Origin of the sequence: Bacillus sp. IBL03825 (genome assembly GCF_024712505.1) — a bacterium.
Classification (GTDB): domain Bacteria; phylum Bacillota; class Bacilli; order Bacillales; family Bacillaceae_G; genus Bacillus_A; species Bacillus_A wiedmannii.
Window position 1 is genome coordinate 1,367,697 of record NZ_JAMXKE010000001.1, and the last position, 19,149, is coordinate 1,386,845.

Genomic DNA, 19,149 nt, shown 5'->3' on the forward strand with positions numbered 1-19,149 from the left:
ATCTATTAAAATGCTTACACAACTACATCATCATACATAAAGCCCTTGAACCTAGCGTGAAAACGTGTAGGCACAAGGGTTATTCCCGTTGTACCTACACTCTACTAAAGAGCCTTGTAGGTATTTTGTCTACAAGGCTCTTTTTGTTTTCGGTTTAGGTGAATGAAATGGGCATACATTAGAAAGGGAAAGGTGTGAGAATTTAGATGACAAAATGGAAACGGGCAAACCCAAATGGAACGAGAGACTATTTATTCGAAGAATGTACGTTAATTGAAGAAGTGGAGCAAAAATTAAGACGTACTTTTTTAGGGCGAGGTTATGAGGAAATAAGGACACCTACAATTGAATTTTATGATGTTTTTGCTTTTCAAAATAGACCGATAGATGAAGAAAAGATGTATAAATTTTTTGATGAAAAAGGACGGATTATCGTGTTACGTCCAGATATGACAATTCCTTTAGCGAGAGTGATGGGAACGCAGAGGTGGGATACGCCGCTTAAACTGACGTATGGCGGGAATGTATTTCGGGCGAATGAGTCCCTTACTGGAAAATATAATGAAATTGTACAAAGTGGTATTGAAATTATAGGGATTGATAACGTAAGAGCTGAAATTGAATGCGTCATAAGCGTCATTCAATCACTTCAAAAGGTGAAGGTGCAATCTTTTACAATAGAGATTGGGCAAGTGCAGTTATATAAATGTATTGTAAAAAAACTCTCCATTCATGAGGAAGAAGAGAGAGTACTTAGGACATACATTGAAAGTAAAAATTATGCGGCTCTATCAAATTTTATTAGAGAAAAGAAATTAGATCAATGTGATGAAACAGTAAGATTACTTGAGAAATTACCAAGGCTATTTGGGAATTTAGAAGTGATTGAGGAAGCAGAAAAACTCGCCTCAAGTAATGAAATGAAAATGGCGATTGCAAGAGTGAAAGAAATATATGAAGCAATTGAAAAACTAGGCTATGGATCTTACATATCAATTGATTTAGGTATGATCCAACATTTAGATTACTATACGGGAGTTATTTTCAAAGGGTATATATATGAAATTGGAGAAGAAATTGTTAGTGGCGGAAGATATGATGAGTTAATTGGAAATTTTGGAGAGATGCTGCCGGCTGTTGGACTCGCGGTGCAAGTCAATCAAATTGTGAAGGCGCTGCAAGAGCAACAAGAACCATATGAACGAAAAGGAATAGATATTATTATTCATTATGAGTTAAATAGATTAGCAGAAGCGGAAAGATTACGAAATTTGCTTCAAAAGAACGGAAAAAAAGTAGAGCTATCCTTATTCTCTAATGTAAACGACACCTTTCAATTTGCAAGAAAAAATCAAATAGTAACGGTCGTTGAGGCAAAGAACGAATCATTAGTGGAATATGTATGGAAAGAGAAATGGGTAGTCCAGAAAGAAGGAGAAACTTCATGCGTAACATTCAAATTGCGTTAACGAAAGGAAGATTAGAAAAACATGTGATTCCGCTCTTTGAGCAGATTGGGATTGATTGTTCGGAGCTCAAAAATAAAGGACGAAAGCTTGTCTTTCAAAGTAAAAATACAGATATCTCATTTATTTTAGTGAAAGCAGTAGATGTTGCTACTTATGTAGAACATGGAGTAGCTGATATTGGGGTCGTTGGAAAAGATATTTTAATGGAAAATGAGAAAGATATTTACGAAATGTTGGATTTAGGAGTGGGTGTGTGTAAGTTTTGTGTTGCTTCTATTCCTACGTATAATCCGAAGAGCTACCGAAAGAAACGCATTGCGACGAAATATCCACATATTACTTCTAACTATTTTCATGATAAAGGGGAGGATGTAGAAATTATCAAAATAGAAGGTTCTGTAGAAATTGCTCCTATTCTTGGATTGGCAGATGCAATTGTTGATATTGTGGAAACAGGAAAAACATTACAAGAAAATGGGCTCATTGTATTTGAGGAAATGTGTTCTATATCTGCTCGAATGATTGTAAATAAGGCTACATTAAAAACTAAAAAAGACGAAATATTCAGTATTGTAAATATGATGGAGCAAGAAATTTTGTCAGGAAAATAGGGGGACTTGTAATGGAGATAGTTTGTGAAGATTTTCAAAAGGCGTTATCGAAAATAAAATTGCTACGAGAAAACGCTAATATAATAGAAGAAACTGTTCAAAGAAGTGTAAGTGAAATCGTTCGAAATGTAAGGAAGAGTACGGATGAGGCTCTATCTTTTTATACAAAAAAGTTTGATGGTGTGGAGACTAAAGCGTTTCGTGTAAGTGAAGAAGAAATAAAACAAGCGGGTATGTTTGTAGAACATTCATTTTTAGAAGCGTTACAAGAGGCGAAGAAAAACATTATTTCGTATCACGAAAAGCAAAAAAGGCAATCTATATTCGATTGCGCGAGTAAAGGTATCATTAGAGGACAAATCATTCGGCCTTTAGAAAATGTAGGGGTATATGTACCGGGCGGAACGGCTTCGTACCCTTCATCAGTATTAATGAATGTATTGCCAGCAAAACTCGCAGGTGTGAAAAAAATTGTAATGGTAACACCACCAAGGCAAGGGGGAATTGATCCACATATTTTAGTTGCTGCAAGCCTTGCAGGAGTAGATGAAATTTATACGATAGGTGGTGCGCAAGCAATTGCTGCTTTAGCATATGGGACGGAATCGATTCCAAAAGTGGATAAAATAGTTGGACCAGGAAATTTGTACGTCGCTCTGGCGAAACGAGAAGTATACGGAATAGTAAATATCGATATGATTGCTGGACCGTCAGAAATTGTAGTTATTGCTGATGAAACCGGTAATGCAAAATATATCGCTGCTGATTTATTATCGCAAGCAGAACATGACGAGAGAGCAACAGCAATTTGTATTACAACGAATATAGAGTTAGCAAAAGAAGTAGAAAGAGAGATAGAAAGACAGTTAGAAACATTACCAAGAAGCGAAATTGCACGTGAATCGATAAATAGAAATGGAGCTATCTTTATCGTTCCTTCTTTAGATGAGGCGCTACAATTATCGAATGAAATCGCTCCAGAACATTTAGAGTTACATATAAAAGAACCGATGAATGCTCTAGCTTATGTGAAACATGCAGGATCTATCTTTCTTGGTTCATATGCACCGGAACCGCTCGGTGATTATTTAGCAGGACCGAATCACGTGTTACCGACAAGTGGAACGGCAAGGTTTTTCTCACCGTTATCAGTCGATGATTTCGTGAAAAAATCAAGCTTTCTGTCTTATACGGAGGAAGCGTTAAGAGATGTACAACATCATATTGTAGAACTTGCCAATAAAGAAGGGTTACATGCGCATGCGAGAGCAATTCAAATAAGATTTGAGGAGGAAGAATAATGCGTGAGTGCAGTCAAATACGTGAGACGACAGAAACAAAAATAAAATTAAGTTTACAGCTTGATGAAGGCAAGAACGTTTCTGTACAAACGGGAGTTGGATTTTTTGATCATATGCTAACTTTATTTGCAAGGCATGGAAGATTCGGTTTACAAGTGGAGGCGGAAGGCGATGTATTCGTTGATGCGCATCATACAGTTGAAGATGTTGGAATTGTACTCGGAAATTGTTTGAAAGAAGCATTGCAAAATAAAGAGGGGATTAACCGTTATGGCTCCGCATATGTACCGATGGATGAATCTTTAGGTTTTGTCGCAATTGATATTAGCGGGCGCTCATATATTGTGTTTCAAGGAGAATTAACGAATCCGAAGCTAGGGGATTTTGATACAGAACTAACAGAAGAATTTTTTAGAGCAGTTGCTCATGCTGCCAATATTACATTACACGCTCGCATTTTATACGGAAGCAATACACATCACAAAGTTGAAGCGTTATTTAAAGCGTTTGGTAGAGCGCTTAGAGAAGCAGTCGAAAGAAATGCCAGCATTACTGGTGTAAATTCCACGAAAGGGATGTTGTAATTGATTGCTATTATAGATTATGGAATGGGAAATATTCGCAGTGTGGAACAAGCATTACAATATATTGGAGCAGAGTACATCGTAACGGGTGATAAAGAAAAGATTTTTAGAAGTGATGGAGTAATCTTACCAGGAGTAGGTGCATTTCCGAAAGCGATGGATGTATTGGAAGAAAAAAATTTAGTGCGTGTATTAAAAGAAGTCGGGAGTTCAGGAAAACCGCTTCTGGGCATTTGCCTAGGGATGCAGCTTTTATTTGAAAAAAGTGAGGAACTACAAGACTGTAACGGATTAAGTTTATTGCCAGGTGTTATTCGAAAGTTAAAGGTTCCTTATAAAATTCCACATATGGGATGGAATGAGTTAAAGAAAGAGGGAGAAATAGCACTTTGGAATGGAGTAGAGGACGGTTCTTTCGTATATTATGTTCACTCTTATTATGCAGATTGTCCAAATGAAATTGTGTATGGGATAAGTGAATATGGAGTGAAAGTACCTGGTTTTGTAGCAAAAGGAAATATATACGGCGCACAGTTTCATCCTGAAAAAAGCGGTGACATTGGAATGCAAATGTTGAAAAATTTCAAAGGGGTGGTAGAGGCATGGAAATCTTCCCAGCTATCGATTTAAAAGAGGGGCGATGCGTTAGACTTTATCAAGGAGAGTTTAGTAAAGAAACAGTAATGAATGAAGATCCGGTTGCGCAAGCGATTATATTCGAAAAATTGGGAGCGAAAAAGTTGCACATTGTTGATTTAGATGGTGCAATTGCTGGCGAGTCAGTAAATTTGCTCGTTATTGAAAGAATTTGCAAGGCAATACGTATTCCTGTGCAAGTTGGAGGCGGAATTCGATCACTTGTAGCGGTAGAGAAGTTATTGTCAGTAGGTGTAGATAAAGTGATTTTAGGAACAGCTGCTCTTTATGATAAGGAATTTTTAGAAGAAGCAGTTCTTCTATATAAAGAGAAAATCATTGTTGGAATTGATGCGAAAAATGGTTTCGTAGCAACGAGAGGCTGGCTTGATGTGTCTGAAATTTCTTACATTTATTTAGCGAAGCAAATGGAGAATGTAGGTGTTCAAACGATTGTGTTTACAGACATTTCGAAAGACGGGACACTTGCAGGGCCGAATTTAGAGCAATTGGAGTTACTACAAAAAAGCGTGAGCATTCGTCTTATTGCTTCTGGAGGAGTGGCATCTATTCAAGATGTGAAAAAATTAAATGATATGAATATATACGGCGTCATAATTGGTAAGGCTCTTTATGAGAAAACGATTGATTTAGAAGAAGTGCTAGAGGTAACAAAGTTATGTTAGCGAAACGCATTATTCCATGTCTAGATGTGAAAGAGGGCCGAGTCGTAAAGGGTGTAAATTTTATAGGGTTACAAGACGTCGGTGATCCTGTTGAAATAGCCGCTTTATATAATGAGGCGGGAGCAGATGAAATTGTATTATTAGATATTACGGCAACGCATGAAGGACGAAAAACAATTATAGATGTTGTAGAAAAAACAGCTTCGAAAGTATTTATTCCTCTTACAGTTGGCGGGGGGATTTCAAGTGTTAAAGATATGTACAATTTACTAAGAGCTGGAGCGGATAAAGTTTCAATCAACTCAGCGGCAGTGGGAAATCCAAAGCTAATCGAAGAAGGGGCAGAACACTTTGGCTCACAATGTATTGTCGTAGCAATTGATGCTAGAAAAGTAGCAGAAGAAAAGTGGAATGTTTATGTGAACGGCGGAAGAGTTGATACGGGTATGGATGCAATCGGATGGGCAAAACGCGTTGCCGAGCTAGGGGCAGGCGAAATTTTGTTAACGAGTATGGATGCAGATGGAACGAAAAACGGGTATGATCTTCGTTTAACAGAAGAAATTTCAAAAAGCGTTTCCGTACCAGTCATCGCGTCAGGCGGATGTGGTCATGTTGATCACATTATAGAAGTTTTTCAAAAGACAACAGTTGATGCAGCACTTGCGGCATCCATCTTTCATTATGGTGAGGCGACAGTGCAGGACGTAAAGAGAAAATTAAGAAATGCAAATGTTGAGGTGCGGTTATGAAACCTAACTTTTCAAAAGGATTATTACCAGCAGTTGTAATTGAAGAAGGGACAAAAGAAGTTTTAATGCTAGCTTATATGAATGAAGAAGCATATGAAAAAACGCTAGAAACGAAAAGAACATGGTTTTATTCTCGTTCAAGACAATCGTTATGGAATAAAGGAGAAACATCAGGAAATGTCCAATATGTGCAATCTCTTTATTTAGATTGTGATCAAGATTCAATTGTTGTTGTCGTAAAGCAAGTGGGACCTGCTTGTCATACAGGAGAGAAAACATGTTTTCACTACAAAATTATATAGGGGGATACATATGGAAAATGCCTTTAAATTACTATTTGAAACAATTGAAGAACGAAAGGGAAATCCACTTCCTGAATCGTATACAAATTATTTATTTTCAAAAGGAGAAGATAAAATTTTAAAGAAAATTGGTGAAGAATGCACGGAAGTAATTATCGCATCTAAAAATAATGACAAAAAAGAATTAGTGAAAGAAATGGTTGATGTATTGTATCACTGCTTTGTTTTATTAGCTGAAAAAAATATATCATTAGAAGATGTTATGGAGGAAGTGACAGAAAGAAATGGGAAGCTTTCGCGAGTAGGGGACAGAAGTGAAATAGATACATTATAAGGGGGAAATGTAGATGAAGGTGGATTATCACATTCATTTAGAAGAAGGGCCATATTCAATAGGATGGCTAGCTAAAATAAATGAAGCATTGCAACATTATGAACCGCTTAAAGAAGAAAAACATTCTATGGAATGGCTTGTGAAAACACAAGAACACCTGCAAAGACGTGTGAAAGAAGGGCCATTTACAACGAAATGGATTGATTTATATTTAGAAGAAGCTTTGCGAAAAGGTATAAAAGAAGTTGGTATTGTCGATCATTTATACCGTTTTTATGAAGCGAAAGAATACTATGAAAGATATGTCGATATAAGTGATTCAGGGCTTGGTCGTTTACAGAAGGAATGGTTAGGTCAAGTAAGGGTAGCGTCACTGCATGATTTTACAAAGACAATTGAAGAGGCGAAAGAACGATGGAGTAAACGAGGCGTGATGCTAAAACTTGGAATTGAAGCGGATTATTTTATTGGTGGTGAACAAGAATTACAATCTTTACTCGCATTAGGAGATTTTGATTATGTAATTGGTTCTGTTCATTTTTTAAATGGCTGGGGATTTGATAATCCAGATACGAAAGAATATTTTAAAGAACATGACTTATATGCTTTATATGATACGTTTTTCAAAACGGTTGAGTGTACAGTTCGCTCTAATTTATTTGATATTATAGCTCATCTTGATAACATAAAAGTATTTAATTATCGGTTAGATGAAAATGAACAACTTTCATATTATAAGGAAATTGCGCGTGCGTTAGTAGAAACAAATACGGCAACGGAAATAAATGCAGGATTGTACTATCGCTATCCTGTACGCGAAATGTGTCCAAGTCCGCTATATTTACAAGTATTAGCTAAGTATGGCGTTCCAGTTACTCTCTCCTCAGATGCTCATTATCCGAATGATTTAGGAAAATATGTGGCAGAGAATATAAAGACGTTACGTAATCATGATATTTCTCACATAGCTACATTTACGAAACGAGTAAGAACGATGAGATTACTGGAAAAAGAAGTAACAATTTCAAAATGATCACGATTTTTTGATGAAAACCACCTTTTTTGTTCAAAATAAGAAAGAATAAGAAGGAGGGTAAGAAATGGCGAAACAACAAAATAAACAAAATGTACAAGATGTACAAGGTGCACAGCAACAAGCTTATACTTCTGAAACGAATGCTACATCTCAATCAGTTATTGAGGAACAAATTAGCGATACAGTTGCAGAGGGAACGATCGATGCAAAGCTTGGACAAGAATCGCAAGAGAAAGCGTAAGAAAAGGGGAGAGATGGATCTCCTCTTTTCTTATGGGGAAAAAATGTCGATTTTCAAAACTATGATCAAATTCCTTGGTTTTTATAGGTGGATTTCTTACAATGAAAGATAAGAGATATCTTATTTTTTATAGAAGAGGTGTTAGTAGTGGCAAAAATATTAGTAGCAGGGAAAATTCCAGCAATCGGATTAGAACTATTAAAGGATCATGATGTAGAAATGTATGATAAAGATGCGTTAATTTCTTTAGATGAATTAACAGATCGTGTAAAAGATAAAGATGCATTGTTAAGCCTACTTTCTACAAAGGTGACAAAAGAAGTTATTGATGCGGCACCTAATTTGAAGATTGTTGCAAACTACGGTGCTGGTTACGATAATATTGATTACTCGTATGCCGGAGAAAAAGGGATTGCGGTAACGAATACACCGAAAGTATCAACTGAAGCGACAGCAGAATTAACATTTGCACTTCTTTTAGCAGCTGCACGTAGAATTCCTGAAGGCGATACATTATGTCGTACAACTGGATTTAATGGATGGGCACCATTATTTTTCTTAGGCCGTGAAGTACACGGTAAAACAATTGGAATTATTGGCCTTGGAGAAATCGGAAAGGCAGTTGCAAAGCGTGCGAAAGCGTTTGGAATGAATGTTTTATATACAGGACCAAATCGAAAGCCTGAAGCTGAAAGTGAACTGGAAGCAACATATGTAACATTGGAAGAATTAGTACAAACAGCAGACTTTATTACAATTAATTGTGCTTATAATCCGAAATTGCATCATATGATTGATGATGAACAGTTTAAAATGATGAAGAAAACAGCGTATATTGTAAATGCTTCACGTGGACCAATTATGAATGAAGCGGCACTTGCTCATGCATTAAAAACGAATGAAATTGAAGGAGCAGCTCTTGATGTGTTTGAATTTGAACCGAAAATTTCAGAAGAGCTAAAAGGATTAAAGAATGTAGTACTTGCTCCTCACGTAGGAAATGCAACGTTCGAAACGCGTGATGCGATGGCTGAAATGGCAGTAAGAAATATTTTAGCCGTATTAAAAGGGGAAGAGCCTGTAACACCTGTAAATCAAAAAGTAGTAGTTACAAAATAAAAAGAAACCTTCCGGAATCGGAAGGTTTCTTATTTTTCTTTATTTGCTCTTTTAGACGGTCTTTGTCTGAGAAATTGAGATAGCATATACAAAATATATAGTGGAATAGCAATGAATAAGAAAACAGAAAAATTACCGAACCCTGTTTGGTACATTGTTATAATGATTCCAACTAGAAATAGTGTAATAATGATGCTATATCGTGGAATTGGTACATCTTTTAAACTTGGGATACGAATGCGGCTCACCATTAAAAATGCGAACGTTACAAATACTGTAATAAGAACGATTTTTGGAATGGTATGTGAAAATAATGTTAAGAAAGCAACAAGCCCTCCCGCTGCTGTAATCGGTACGCCAGTGAAATATTTCATTGAAGTAGAAGATGGTGTTACATTAAATCGTGCTAAACGGTATGCTCCGAAAAGAGGGAATAGTCCCGCTATGTATAGTCCGATGATTCCGTAATTGGAGAAAGATGTGTAATACATGAGAACAGCAGGTGCTGCACCAAATGTTACGACATCCGCCAGCGAGTCAAGCTCTTTTCCCATTTGTGAATCAACACGTAATAAACGAGCAACACGTCCATCAAGACTATCTAACATCATCCCGATAAGTACTAAAATAGCAGCTGATTTATAATATCCTAAAGATGCATAGCCGATTGATAAGAATCCACTATATAAATTTCCGAGCGTAAATAAGTTTGGAATAGCTGCTCTATACAAAATCTGATCCCTTGCTTTCTGTAATAAATTCTTAATTAGTTTATGAAATTTTACTTATTTTATCATACCATAAATTTCTTCCTCATACGAAAAAAATTCCCAATTTGTGAAAGATTTCATAGCGGAATGATTTGAAAAATAAGTAAAAAAAGAAGCAACTTTTATAAAAGTTGCTTCTGGTGCTATTCAAATTTCGTGGTCATTGTTCCGGTTTTATAACGATTGTTAGGGTCGAAACGTAATAAGTCTCCATAAATGAGTTTGTCGGAGAGTTTCAATTCAGTTTTTGCTTTTTCAATATTTGGTTGACATAATGAAATGTCCGCTTCTTCACCTGTATTTCGTTTATAGCACATGTTTTTTGTATAAACATAGTTTTCCGAAACGAAGCTACCATCACGCATTACCATAAGTGGATCTTCTTCTTTAACAAATAGGTCAGTTCCAAATTCAACTGATTGATTTGTTTTAACACCAAGTAAATGAAGTAGCGTTGGTTTAATATCAATTTGACCAGATACTTTAGAAATGACTTTTCCTTCTTGACCAGGTACATGAATAATGAGAGGGACGCGTTGTAATTGCATAGAATCAAACGGTGTAATAGCGTCTTTCCCAAGGAACTGAGCCATAGCTGCATTATGGTTTTCAGAAATACCGTAATGATCTCCATAAATGACAATAACGGAATTATCATACAGTCCTTCCTCTTTTAATTGTTTAATAAATAATTTCAGAGCTTCATCCGTGTAACGAACGGTTGGGAAGTAGCGGTTTACAACACCACTTTCCGAATTAAACTCATCAACATATTGATCTTCTGGATTTAGAAGAAATGGAAAATGGTTTGTTAAAGTAATAAACTTTGTATAGAACGGTTGTGGTAAAGATTTTAGCTTTGGAATCGATTGTTCAAAGAACTCTTTATCTTTTAATCCCCAACCGACAGACATTTGTTCTGTGCCTACGTAATCATTTAAATTAAAGTAACGATCATATCCAAGTGCAGGATACATTACATCACGATTCCAAAACGTTTTATCGTTCGAATGGAAGACAGCAGAAGAATATCCGTATTTTTTTAATTGTTCTGGTGTAGCTGTATATTCATTTGTTGCGTGAGTAAAGAATACAGAACCGCGGTCTAGCGGATAAAGTGAATTTTCAACGATAAATTCAGCATCAGAAGTTTTACCTTGTCCTGTTTGATGATAGAAGTTATCGAAATAAAAACTATCTTTAATAAATTCATTTAAAAATGGAGTAATTTCTTTTCCATTTATTTTTTTATTAATAACAAAACTTTGTGTAGATTCCATTGAAATCAAAATGACATTTTTACCTTTTGCAGCTCCAAATAAGTTTTTATCAACTTGCTTATCTTTTGAGTCTGTATAGTTTTTAATTTCAGAGAACCCGTCACCACTTGCAAATACACGTTCAGCCGAAGATTTAGATTGAAGTGTAATATCAAATAGATGATATGTGTATAAGCCTAAATTTTTCACGACAGTTTGACGATCAAATGAGCGTGAGAACATTTGCGGCTTATAAATAACTGAAACGGCAATTTGTAGTGCTAATAGAGCTGTTACACCGCTAAAGAAAGTTCGCTTCTCAGAGCGAGAAAGTGGCGTCTTGTCGCAAAATGCTGGGAATTTACGTGAAAGAAACATTAAAATAATTGCATCTGCAAATAAAAGTAATGTTTTGTACGTAAAGAGTTCTTTTATACTTGTCCCTAAATCAGCCATATTATTTGTTTGAAATAAAACTGGGAACGTAACGAAATCGTTATAAAACCCATAAAACATTGCATTTCCAAATAAAATAAAGGACAGTATAAAACTGATTCCAACTATAATGCGGTTTCGGTGCTTAGATGCAAGTAAAGCAAAACCGAAAAATAAAAGTAACGCAGCTAGTGGATTAATAAAAAGCATAAATTCTTCAAAGAAGTTATCAATTTTAATATCAAATGCTAGCTTGTACACAATATATGTTTTTATCCATAATAAAACGACTGCAACGAGTGCAAATCGCAGTTTTGGAAACAGACGTTGTAGCATAATATACTCCTCTCCTAAAAAGCATGACAGTTCTTGTGAGCCGGTTTGATTAGCGCCTCATTTTATATATACGAACAGTCCTTTGTTATTATGTTTATTATACTATGAGTATCATTATACGAAAATAAAAGAGAGTTGTGGACTTTTTTATAATAATTGAGTAGAAAAAGGGCAGTGGGAGACAATAAAACGGAGTTTCTATGTATGATAATTATCGTGCGCAGAAGAATCGTGTAATAATACGGAGGTTATAATGCGAAAATTATTATATTTTATAGTATGCAGTAGTGTTATACTTTTTGCTTCACCGAGTGTGTCGGTAGCCCAATATGATGCACCTCTTATGGAAGATGCCCTTTATTCTGTTTTATTTCCGAAAATAAATAAAGCAATTGAAAAACAATATGGGAGCTTGAAGCCTTATCAATGTCCTAAAATTATTAGTTTAAAAAAAGTGTATAGCGGTACATATTTATTTCAAGCAAGTATTGAAGTAACGAAGTATGAACGAGTTGCTGGGAAAATTGCTCCACCATTTGAGAAGGTAACGATTACATTTAATAATGAAGAAGGCGAATGGGAAGTGTCAAAGATTTCAGTAAAGCGCTTACCAAATGATACGAAATTAAACTGTAAAAAAACAATATAAAAAATTGTTTGACAAATAAAATGGTCCTTTGGTATTGTTAATAGCAACAATTAGATGTTTGAAAATTAAATAGACTTACCTCATCTACTCTCAAAGGTAGAGGCCGCGATAGGAAAGAGTAAGCTATGGGAGATTTAATGGAATCTGTGATCATAGGTTGAAAGGGACTATTGCCGAAATATATGAATAACCACCTTATTCATATATTGGGACTGCATTGAATAAATGTAGTACTGTCATAATATTTATTTTATGGAGAGCTATTTGGAGATGTTGATGCGGTTTCTTATTTTGAGGAGATAACAACTCGTTTATTTTTTCTATATATTTTTCCTAATAAGAAACGCGTGTGAACATTGTTCCGCGCGTTTTTTGTCTATCTAAAAGCGTGCTGCAATGAATAGAAGATTGGGGTTATGAGTTTTAGAGGAAATAAGGGAGGAATTCAAATGTATTTACACGGCACAAGCCGAATCAATGGGCAAGGACACTTAGAAATTGGAGGGTGCGATACGACGCAGCTAGCAAAACAATACGGAACACCACTTTATGTATACGATGAAGAGTCAATTCGAGGAAAGTGCCGTGCGTTTCATCGTGCGTTTAAAGAAAGTGGTTTCTCTTATCAAGTAGCATATGCAAGCAAGGCGTTCTTGTGCATGGAGATGTGCCGAGTAGCTCGTGAAGAGAATATGTCATTAGATGTTGTTTCTGGAGGAGAATTATATACTGCGCTTCAAGCAGGATTTCCAGCATCGCGCATTCATTTTCACGGCAATAATAAAACAGAAGAAGAAATCGTGATGGCTCTGCAGGCGAATATTGGTTGTTTTGTCGTAGATAATTTCTTAGAATTAGAAATTTTGCATGATTTAGCAGTGCAACATGGGAAATTTGTGAACATATTAATCCGTGTAACGCCTGGAGTAGAGGCGCACACACATGAATATATTACAACAGGTCAAGATGATTCGAAATTTGGATTTGGCGTGTCAAATGGTCAAGCGATGCAAGCAATTGAGTTTGCTTTACAAAAATCAAATTATAATGTGTTAGGAATTCATTCACATATCGGATCACAAATATTTGAAACGGCTGGATTTGTTCGAGCGATTGAAGTTCTTCATCAATTTTTAGAACAAGTGAGAGAGCGCGCGAACTATGTAGTAAAAGTATTAAATGTAGGCGGAGGATTCGGAATACGCTACACAGAGTCAGATACACCATTAACTCTTGAGACATATGTGCGAGCTGTAACAAGTGCGGTGAGGGAACAATTTACGGTATGTAATTATCCGCTTCCAGAAATATGGGTTGAACCAGGCCGTAGTATTGTAGGGGATGCTGGAACGACAATTTATACAGTCGGATCTGTGAAAGACATTCCTGGTATTCGGAAATATGTATCAGTGGATGGTGGGATGACTGATAATTTAAGACCTGCTTTATATAACGCTCGTTATGAAGCGATGTTAGCGAATCGAGGGAATGATGAGAATGAGGAACTTGTTTCGATTGCTGGGAAGTGCTGTGAGAGTGGAGATATGTTAATTTGGGATATTACTCTACCGAAAGTTGCTGCTGCCGATTTACTAGCAATTTCTTGTACAGGGGCATATGGGTACTCGATGGCGAATAATTATAATCGGATTCGTAGACCAGCTGTCGTCTTCGCGAAAGGCGGCACATCACAAATTGTTGTAGAGCGCGAAACATATGAAAATATTATTGGGAACGATCGCATACGTATTAAAGAACTTGTTTAAATGAGGAAAAAGGAGTTGTTCGGATGGGCAATTCCTTTTTTATAAAATAAAATAATTAAAATATATCGGAAAACTAGGATTGAAAAAAATCAGAATTGTGATAAAATACAAATACAAAGCTTATCAAGAGAAGCGGAGGGAACTGGCCCGACGAAGCTCGGCAACCTGCTTATAGAAAGCAAGGTGCTAAATCCAGCAAAATGGAATCCATTTTGAAAGATAAGGTAAAATATATTACCGAACAGTCTTTTCGAAATGGGAAAGATTTTTTTTATGAATAAAAAGGGGGGCTGTTCGCGTGAGTGTACGGGAACATTTTGAGGAAGTATCTGAGAAAATTCAAGCGATGCTTGCTGATATGAAATATGGTTCAATTACAATTGTTGTGCAAGATGGGAAAGTCATTCAATTAGAGAAAAGTGAAAAGGTACGTTTAAAGTAAAAAGCGCTGACTAGAAAAACTAGAGGCGGTTTTAACCTATTATATTAGGTTAAAACCGTCTTTTTGCTTTTACAGGGGGAAAGAACATGTTGACGTATGAAACGTGGGAAGAAAATAATGTTTCATTTTCAGAAGAAGATGAAACGAAAGGCGCGCTATCAGTATTAAGTTGGGCTTATAAAGAATATAAAAGTGAAATTGTATACGCATGTAGCTTCGGAGTGGAAGGGATGGTATTACTGCATCTTATAAACCAAGTAAATCCATCTGCTAAAGTTGTATTTTTAGATACAAATGTTCATTTTCGAGAAACGTATGAATTAATTCAAAAAGTGCGGGAACGATTTCCTTCATTAAATATTATAGAAAAACAGCCGGAACTTACGCTTGATGAACAAGCGAAGTTACATGGTGAGAAATTATGGGAAAGTAATCCGAACCTTTGTTGTAAAATTAGAAAAATTTTACCGTTAGAAAAATCATTAGCAGCGGAAAAAGCGTGGATTTCGGGCTTAAGGAGGGAACAATCAGAAACACGTAAGCATACAAAGTTTATAAATCAAGATCATCGCTTTCAATCTATTAAAGTTTGTCCACTCATTCATTGGACGTGGAAAGAAGTGTGGCGATATGTATACAAACATAGCTTGCCGTATAACCCGCTGCATGATGTTGGATATCCAAGTATTGGGTGTGAGAAATGTACGTTACCTGTAGGAGAGGGTGGCAATTCGAGAGATGGTAGATGGGCCGGGAAAGTGAAAACAGAATGTGGTCTTCATTACCAATAAGATGAATTTGAAAATAAAGCTAAGAGAGGGTACTGAAAATGAGTACAAGAAACGAATTAATAAATCGAATAGACGAGACATATGACGTATCACAAATTAAAAAAGAAATTCAACTAGACAACATTGCATTAAGTGATTTAGAGCTATTAGCGACAGGGGGATATAGCCCACTTACAGGTTTTTTAGGAAAGAAAGATTACGATTCGGTCGTAGAAACGATTCGTTTAGCTAATGGGAGCGTTTGGAGTATCCCCATTACATTACCGGTAACAGAAGAAGTAGCAGAGAGTCTAAAAATTGGAGAGGAAGTAAAGCTTGTCAGTGATGGAAATATATATGGTGTCATTCAAATAGAAGATATTTTTGTACCAGATAAAGAAAAAGAAGCGTTACTTGTATATAAAACGACGGATGAGGCTCATCCAGGAGTGAAGAAGTTATATGAGCGACCGAACGTTTATGTCGGTGGAGCTATTATTCTTACAAAACGCTTTGAAAATAATCCGTTTCCTTCTTATCATTTAGATCCAATTGAAACGAGAGAAGAATTTAAAAAACGTGGTTGGAAAACAGTAGTCGGATTTCAAACGAGAAACCCGGTACATCGTGCTCATGAGTATATTCAAAAATCTGCTCTTGAAATTGTAGATGGTCTCTTTTTAAACCCTTTAGTTGGGGAAACGAAGTCGGACGATATTCCTGCTGATGTAAGGATGGAAAGCTATGAAGTATTACTTCAAAACTATTATCCGAAAGAGCGTGTCTTTTTAGGGGTATTTCCTGCAGCAATGCGTTACGCAGGACCGAGGGAAGCAATATTCCATGCATTAGTTAGAAAGAATTTTGGATGTACTCACTTTATTGTAGGACGCGATCATGCAGGGGTAGGAGATTATTACGGTACGTATGAAGCACAAGAAATTTTTACAAACTTTACAGTGGAAGAGTTAGGAATTACACCGTTATTTTTTGAACATAGTTTTTACTGCACGAAATGTGAAGCGATGGCTTCGACGAAAACATGCCCGCACGGCAAAGAAGATCATGTTATTTTATCGGGTACGAAAGTAAGAGAACTATTACGAAACGGTGAGGTTCCGCCAAGTACATTTAGTCGTAAAGAAGTAGTGGAAGTGCTAATTAAAGGTTTGAAAAAAGAAGTAGTAACAGAATAGGGAGAGAATGACATGGACACGAATATTACTTGGCATACAGCATCTGTTTCAAAAGATGAGAGAAGAGTAAGAAATGGGCATCATAGTTTTGTAGTTTGGTTTACTGGTCTATCAGCTTCAGGTAAATCTACGGTGGCGAACGCGGTTGCTCGTAAACTATTTGAAAAGAATATTGGAAACTATGTACTAGATGGGGATAATGTACGCCACGGTTTAAATAAAGACTTAGGTTTTTCTGAAAGTGATCGTATGGAAAATATAAGAAGGATTGGCGAAGTGGCGAAGCTATTCGTAGATCAAGGCACTGTTGTTCTTACAGCGTTTATTTCACCGTTTCGAGTAGACCGAAAACAAGTAAGAGATTTATTAGCAGCAGATGAGTTTATAGAAGTGTTTGTAAAATGTCCAATTGAAGAGTGTGAAAAGCGTGATCCGAAAGGGCTTTATAAAAAAGCAAGACAAGGTGATATTAAAGAATTTACTGGTGTTGATTCACCGTATGAGGAACCGGAGAAAGCGGAATTAATTGTAGAAACGCACAAGTATTCTATTGAAGAATGTGCAGAACAAATCGTGAAGTACTTACAAGAGCGTAGTTTTATATAGGGGGATAAAAAATGAGTTATGAAAAAGTATGGGCTAGCAATGAAAAATTAAATCAGACTGAGAAAAATAAATTAAAAAAAGATGGATTGGAAATCTTTAATGATATTCCTTACTATGCAGAGAATGGCTTCGAATCTATTCCGAAAGAAGAGTGGGACGCATTCAAATGGGCAGGGTTATATTTACAAAGACCGAAAGAAGCTGGTTATTTTATGATGCGTGTAAATATTCCTTCAGGGATTATTACGAATACACAGGCAGAGGTGCTTGCTTCTATCGCTGAGGATTATGGACGTGACGTAATAGATATTACGACAAGACAGGCGATTCAGTTTCACTGGTTAGAAATTCATCAAATTCCAGATATTTTTAAAAGATTGGCAAGAGTTGGGTTATCTTCAGCAGGGGCGTGTGGTGATATAACGCGTAATATTACAGGGAATCCACTTGCTGGCATTGATGCAAATGAACTGTTTGATACAACTGGTATTGTGAAAGAGGTATATGACTATTTCCAACATAATGAGGAGTTTTCTAACTTACCACGTAAATTTAAAATGTCTATTAGTTCTAACATTTATAATTCAGCAAACGCAGAGATTAACTGTGTTGCATTTACACCTGCTACGAAAGAAATAGATGGTGAGAAAAAAGTTGGTTTTCATATAAAAGTAGGTGGTGGATTATCAGCTCGTCCATATTTAGCTGATGAATTAGATGTATTCGTTTTACCAGAAGAAGTGAAGACGGTAGCGATTGCGATTGCGACGATATTCCGTGATTTTGGATACCGTGAAAAACGTCATTTAGCCCGTTTGAAATTTCTAGTTGCAGACTGGGGAGCAGAGAAATTTAAAGAGAAACTAATAGAGTATACAGGACCATTGCAAAGTAAAGGAGAAAGTGCTCTCAAAGGTTGGAATGCTGGATACTTTTATGGTGTTCAAGATCAAAAACAAGATGGACTTAAATATGTAGGTTTTAATGTGCCGGTAGGACGTTTACATGCAAAAGAAATGTTTGAGATTGCAAAAATTGCTAAGCGGTATGGAAATGGACAGATTCGTACATGCAACTCTCAAAATTTCATTATTCCGAATGTTCCGCCAGAAAATGTAACGGGTTTACTGAATGAGCCGTTGTTTGAAGCAATATCAGCAAGCCCGAAATCATTTATTGGTCATGCGGTTTCCTGCACTGGTATTGAATATTGCAATCTTGCTTTAGTAGAAACGAAAGAAAGATTGCGAAAAATTGCCGAATACTTAGATACACAAATTGCACTCGATGTTCCAGTTCGTATTCATATGGTAGGATGCCCGAATTCATGTGGTCAACGTCAAATTGCTGACATTGGATTACAAGGGGTGAAAATGAAAACGAAGGAAAAAGGAATTGTTGAAGCATTTGAAATATATGTAGGTGGAACGTTGTTAGATGGAGGGGCTTACAATCAAAAGCTAAAAGGAAAAATAGATGGTGAGGACCTACCTGAAGTACTTGCATCATTTATAAGTTATTTCAAAGAGAATAAATTACCAGCCGAAACGTTTTATGATTTTGTCGGTCGTGTTGGTATAGAGACAATACAAAGAGTGTTAAATACCGTGTTAGAAGAAGTAATAGCGTCTTAGGAGGGACAATATGGATTTATATCGATTTGAAGCTATGTTAGTAAATAGTATTGTTCCGATTGTTGTTGTTGCTCAAAGTGAAGAACAGGCGTTTAAGCTCGCGGAGATGGAGCTTGAAAAGCATTTTTTACCGCTGCCAGAAGTAAAGGAGATTTCTCTATTTGAAAAAAAGAAGATTCGAAAAGGTGCGGCATTTGTTATTCATGAGTAGGGAA

The 19,149-nt window shown here is 36.3% G+C and carries 22 protein-coding genes and 2 riboswitches; of the genes, 20 read left to right on the plus strand and 2 right to left on the minus strand.

Annotated features, from left to right (window positions below):
- Positions 1–206 precede the first annotated feature (206 nt).
- The 12 genes from hisZ (at position 207) to NHG49_RS07225 (ending at position 9,071) form a co-directional block, all read left to right on the plus strand.
- A complete protein-coding gene (gene hisZ, locus NHG49_RS07170) occupies positions 207–1,469 on the plus strand; it encodes an ATP phosphoribosyltransferase regulatory subunit (RefSeq protein ID WP_064476670.1) in 1,263 nt (420 codons plus the stop codon).
- Positions 1,445–2,080, plus strand: coding sequence for an ATP phosphoribosyltransferase (gene hisG, locus NHG49_RS07175; RefSeq protein ID WP_098103354.1), 636 nt, complete (start codon positions 1,445–1,447; stop codon positions 2,078–2,080). The genes hisZ and hisG overlap by 25 nt, the downstream gene beginning before the upstream one ends.
- A gap of 11 nt (positions 2,081–2,091) precedes the next feature.
- Positions 2,092–3,381, plus strand: a complete 1,290-nt coding sequence (hisD, locus tag NHG49_RS07180; RefSeq protein WP_088048380.1) for a histidinol dehydrogenase — start codon at positions 2,092–2,094, stop codon at positions 3,379–3,381.
- On the plus strand, positions 3,381–3,965 hold the full coding sequence (gene hisB, locus NHG49_RS07185; protein WP_001206365.1) for an imidazoleglycerol-phosphate dehydratase HisB: 585 nt from the start codon (positions 3,381–3,383) through the stop codon (positions 3,963–3,965). Before hisD ends, hisB begins: the two co-directional genes overlap by 1 nt.
- A complete protein-coding gene (gene hisH, locus NHG49_RS07190) occupies positions 3,966–4,595 on the plus strand; it encodes an imidazole glycerol phosphate synthase subunit HisH (protein WP_000560364.1) in 630 nt (209 codons plus the stop codon).
- A complete protein-coding gene (gene hisA / locus NHG49_RS07195; RefSeq protein ID WP_088048381.1) occupies positions 4,568–5,287 on the plus strand; it encodes a 1-(5-phosphoribosyl)-5-[(5-phosphoribosylamino)methylideneamino]imidazole-4-carboxamide isomerase in 720 nt (239 codons plus the stop codon). Before hisH ends, hisA begins: the two co-directional genes overlap by 28 nt.
- Positions 5,281–6,039, plus strand: a complete 759-nt coding sequence (gene hisF, locus NHG49_RS07200) for an imidazoleglycerol phosphate synthase cyclase subunit (RefSeq protein WP_154131477.1) — start codon at positions 5,281–5,283, stop codon at positions 6,037–6,039. Before hisA ends, hisF begins: the two co-directional genes overlap by 7 nt.
- Positions 6,036–6,341, plus strand: coding sequence for a phosphoribosyl-AMP cyclohydrolase (gene hisI, locus NHG49_RS07205; RefSeq protein WP_016088718.1), 306 nt, complete (start codon positions 6,036–6,038; stop codon positions 6,339–6,341). Before hisF ends, hisI (NHG49_RS07205) begins: the two co-directional genes overlap by 4 nt.
- Positions 6,342–6,351: 10 nt before the next feature.
- A complete protein-coding gene (gene hisI / locus NHG49_RS07210) occupies positions 6,352–6,675 on the plus strand; it encodes a phosphoribosyl-ATP pyrophosphatase (RefSeq protein WP_064476666.1) in 324 nt (107 codons plus the stop codon).
- Between the two features lie 13 nt (positions 6,676–6,688).
- The gene (locus tag NHG49_RS07215; protein ID WP_154131478.1) at positions 6,689–7,708 is read left to right on the plus strand and encodes a histidinol phosphate phosphatase domain-containing protein; all 1,020 of its coding nucleotides are present in this window, start codon (positions 6,689–6,691) and stop codon (positions 7,706–7,708) included.
- 67 nt (positions 7,709–7,775) lie between these two features.
- Entirely contained in the window at positions 7,776–7,952 is a 177-nt protein-coding gene (locus NHG49_RS07220) for a DUF4025 domain-containing protein (protein ID WP_088048382.1), read from the plus strand.
- A gap of 147 nt (positions 7,953–8,099) precedes the next feature.
- Positions 8,100–9,071, plus strand: coding sequence for an NAD(P)-dependent oxidoreductase (locus NHG49_RS07225; protein WP_258125639.1), 972 nt, complete (start codon positions 8,100–8,102; stop codon positions 9,069–9,071).
- 29 nt (positions 9,072–9,100) lie between these two features.
- Here the strand turns inward: NHG49_RS07225 and pssA are convergent, their stop codons facing one another.
- Positions 9,101–9,802, minus strand: coding sequence for a CDP-diacylglycerol--serine O-phosphatidyltransferase (pssA, locus tag NHG49_RS07230; RefSeq protein WP_000285422.1), 702 nt, complete (start codon positions 9,800–9,802; stop codon positions 9,101–9,103).
- 182 nt (positions 9,803–9,984) lie between these two features.
- On the minus strand, positions 9,985–11,871 hold the full coding sequence (locus tag NHG49_RS07235; protein ID WP_064476663.1) for an LTA synthase family protein: 1,887 nt from the start codon (positions 11,869–11,871) through the stop codon (positions 9,985–9,987).
- A 253-nt stretch (positions 11,872–12,124) separates the two neighbouring features.
- On the opposite strand from NHG49_RS07235, the gene NHG49_RS07240 reads away from it, so the two are divergent.
- The 8 genes from NHG49_RS07240 to NHG49_RS07275 all read left to right on the plus strand — a co-directional run bounded on the left by NHG49_RS07240 (position 12,125) and on the right by NHG49_RS07275 (position 19,145).
- Entirely contained in the window at positions 12,125–12,520 is a 396-nt protein-coding gene (locus tag NHG49_RS07240; protein WP_001228833.1) for a DUF3888 domain-containing protein, read from the plus strand.
- An 89-nt stretch (positions 12,521–12,609) separates the two neighbouring features.
- Positions 12,610–12,791: riboswitch (Lysine riboswitch) on the plus strand.
- 178 nt (positions 12,792–12,969) lie between these two features.
- Complete coding sequence (gene lysA / locus NHG49_RS07245) at positions 12,970–14,286, plus strand: diaminopimelate decarboxylase (RefSeq protein WP_064476662.1); 1,317 nt, start codon at positions 12,970–12,972, stop codon at positions 14,284–14,286.
- A 117-nt stretch (positions 14,287–14,403) separates the two neighbouring features.
- Positions 14,404–14,512: riboswitch (SAM riboswitch) on the plus strand.
- Positions 14,513–14,584: 72 nt separating this feature from the next.
- Complete coding sequence (locus NHG49_RS07250; RefSeq protein ID WP_000116163.1) at positions 14,585–14,728, plus strand: YezD family protein; 144 nt, start codon at positions 14,585–14,587, stop codon at positions 14,726–14,728.
- 86 nt (positions 14,729–14,814) lie between these two features.
- Positions 14,815–15,519, plus strand: coding sequence for a phosphoadenylyl-sulfate reductase (locus tag NHG49_RS07255; protein WP_064476661.1), 705 nt, complete (start codon positions 14,815–14,817; stop codon positions 15,517–15,519).
- 38 nt (positions 15,520–15,557) lie between these two features.
- The gene (gene sat / locus NHG49_RS07260) at positions 15,558–16,694 is read left to right on the plus strand and encodes a sulfate adenylyltransferase (protein ID WP_064476660.1); all 1,137 of its coding nucleotides are present in this window, start codon (positions 15,558–15,560) and stop codon (positions 16,692–16,694) included.
- Positions 16,695–16,706: 12 nt separating this feature from the next.
- The gene (gene cysC, locus NHG49_RS07265) at positions 16,707–17,300 is read left to right on the plus strand and encodes an adenylyl-sulfate kinase (protein WP_048561381.1); all 594 of its coding nucleotides are present in this window, start codon (positions 16,707–16,709) and stop codon (positions 17,298–17,300) included.
- An 11-nt stretch (positions 17,301–17,311) separates the two neighbouring features.
- The gene (locus NHG49_RS07270) at positions 17,312–18,934 is read left to right on the plus strand and encodes a nitrite/sulfite reductase (RefSeq protein WP_258125640.1); all 1,623 of its coding nucleotides are present in this window, start codon (positions 17,312–17,314) and stop codon (positions 18,932–18,934) included.
- Positions 18,935–18,944: 10 nt separating this feature from the next.
- Entirely contained in the window at positions 18,945–19,145 is a 201-nt protein-coding gene (locus NHG49_RS07275) for a DUF3906 family protein (RefSeq protein ID WP_064476658.1), read from the plus strand.
- Positions 19,146–19,149 lie beyond the last annotated feature (4 nt).

What these genes read in the sequence shown, in the direction of transcription:
- hisZ (WP_064476670.1), top strand. Translation starts at nt 207, where the DNA reads ATGACAAAATGGAAACGGGCAAACCCAAATGGAACGAGAGACTATTTA.
- hisG (WP_098103354.1), top strand. Translation starts at nt 1,445, where the DNA reads ATGCGTAACATTCAAATTGCGTTAACGAAAGGAAGATTAGAAAAACAT.
- hisD (WP_088048380.1), top strand. Translation starts at nt 2,092, where the DNA reads ATGGAGATAGTTTGTGAAGATTTTCAAAAGGCGTTATCGAAAATAAAA.
- hisB (WP_001206365.1), top strand. Translation starts at nt 3,381, where the DNA reads ATGCGTGAGTGCAGTCAAATACGTGAGACGACAGAAACAAAAATAAAA.
- hisA (WP_088048381.1), top strand. Translation starts at nt 4,568, where the DNA reads ATGGAAATCTTCCCAGCTATCGATTTAAAAGAGGGGCGATGCGTTAGA.
- hisF (WP_154131477.1), top strand. Translation starts at nt 5,281, where the DNA reads ATGTTAGCGAAACGCATTATTCCATGTCTAGATGTGAAAGAGGGCCGA.
- hisI (WP_016088718.1), top strand. Translation starts at nt 6,036, where the DNA reads ATGAAACCTAACTTTTCAAAAGGATTATTACCAGCAGTTGTAATTGAA.
- hisI (WP_064476666.1), top strand. Translation starts at nt 6,352, where the DNA reads ATGGAAAATGCCTTTAAATTACTATTTGAAACAATTGAAGAACGAAAG.
- NHG49_RS07215 (WP_154131478.1), top strand. Translation starts at nt 6,689, where the DNA reads ATGAAGGTGGATTATCACATTCATTTAGAAGAAGGGCCATATTCAATA.
- NHG49_RS07220 (WP_088048382.1), top strand. Translation starts at nt 7,776, where the DNA reads ATGGCGAAACAACAAAATAAACAAAATGTACAAGATGTACAAGGTGCA.
- NHG49_RS07235 (WP_064476663.1), bottom strand. Translation starts at nt 11,871, where the DNA reads ATGCTACAACGTCTGTTTCCAAAACTGCGATTTGCACTCGTTGCAGTC.
- NHG49_RS07240 (WP_001228833.1), top strand. Translation starts at nt 12,125, where the DNA reads ATGCGAAAATTATTATATTTTATAGTATGCAGTAGTGTTATACTTTTT.
- lysA (WP_064476662.1), top strand. Translation starts at nt 12,970, where the DNA reads ATGTATTTACACGGCACAAGCCGAATCAATGGGCAAGGACACTTAGAA.
- NHG49_RS07255 (WP_064476661.1), top strand. Translation starts at nt 14,815, where the DNA reads ATGTTGACGTATGAAACGTGGGAAGAAAATAATGTTTCATTTTCAGAA.
- sat (WP_064476660.1), top strand. Translation starts at nt 15,558, where the DNA reads ATGAGTACAAGAAACGAATTAATAAATCGAATAGACGAGACATATGAC.
- cysC (WP_048561381.1), top strand. Translation starts at nt 16,707, where the DNA reads ATGGACACGAATATTACTTGGCATACAGCATCTGTTTCAAAAGATGAG.
- NHG49_RS07270 (WP_258125640.1), top strand. Translation starts at nt 17,312, where the DNA reads ATGAGTTATGAAAAAGTATGGGCTAGCAATGAAAAATTAAATCAGACT.
- NHG49_RS07275 (WP_064476658.1), top strand. Translation starts at nt 18,945, where the DNA reads ATGGATTTATATCGATTTGAAGCTATGTTAGTAAATAGTATTGTTCCG.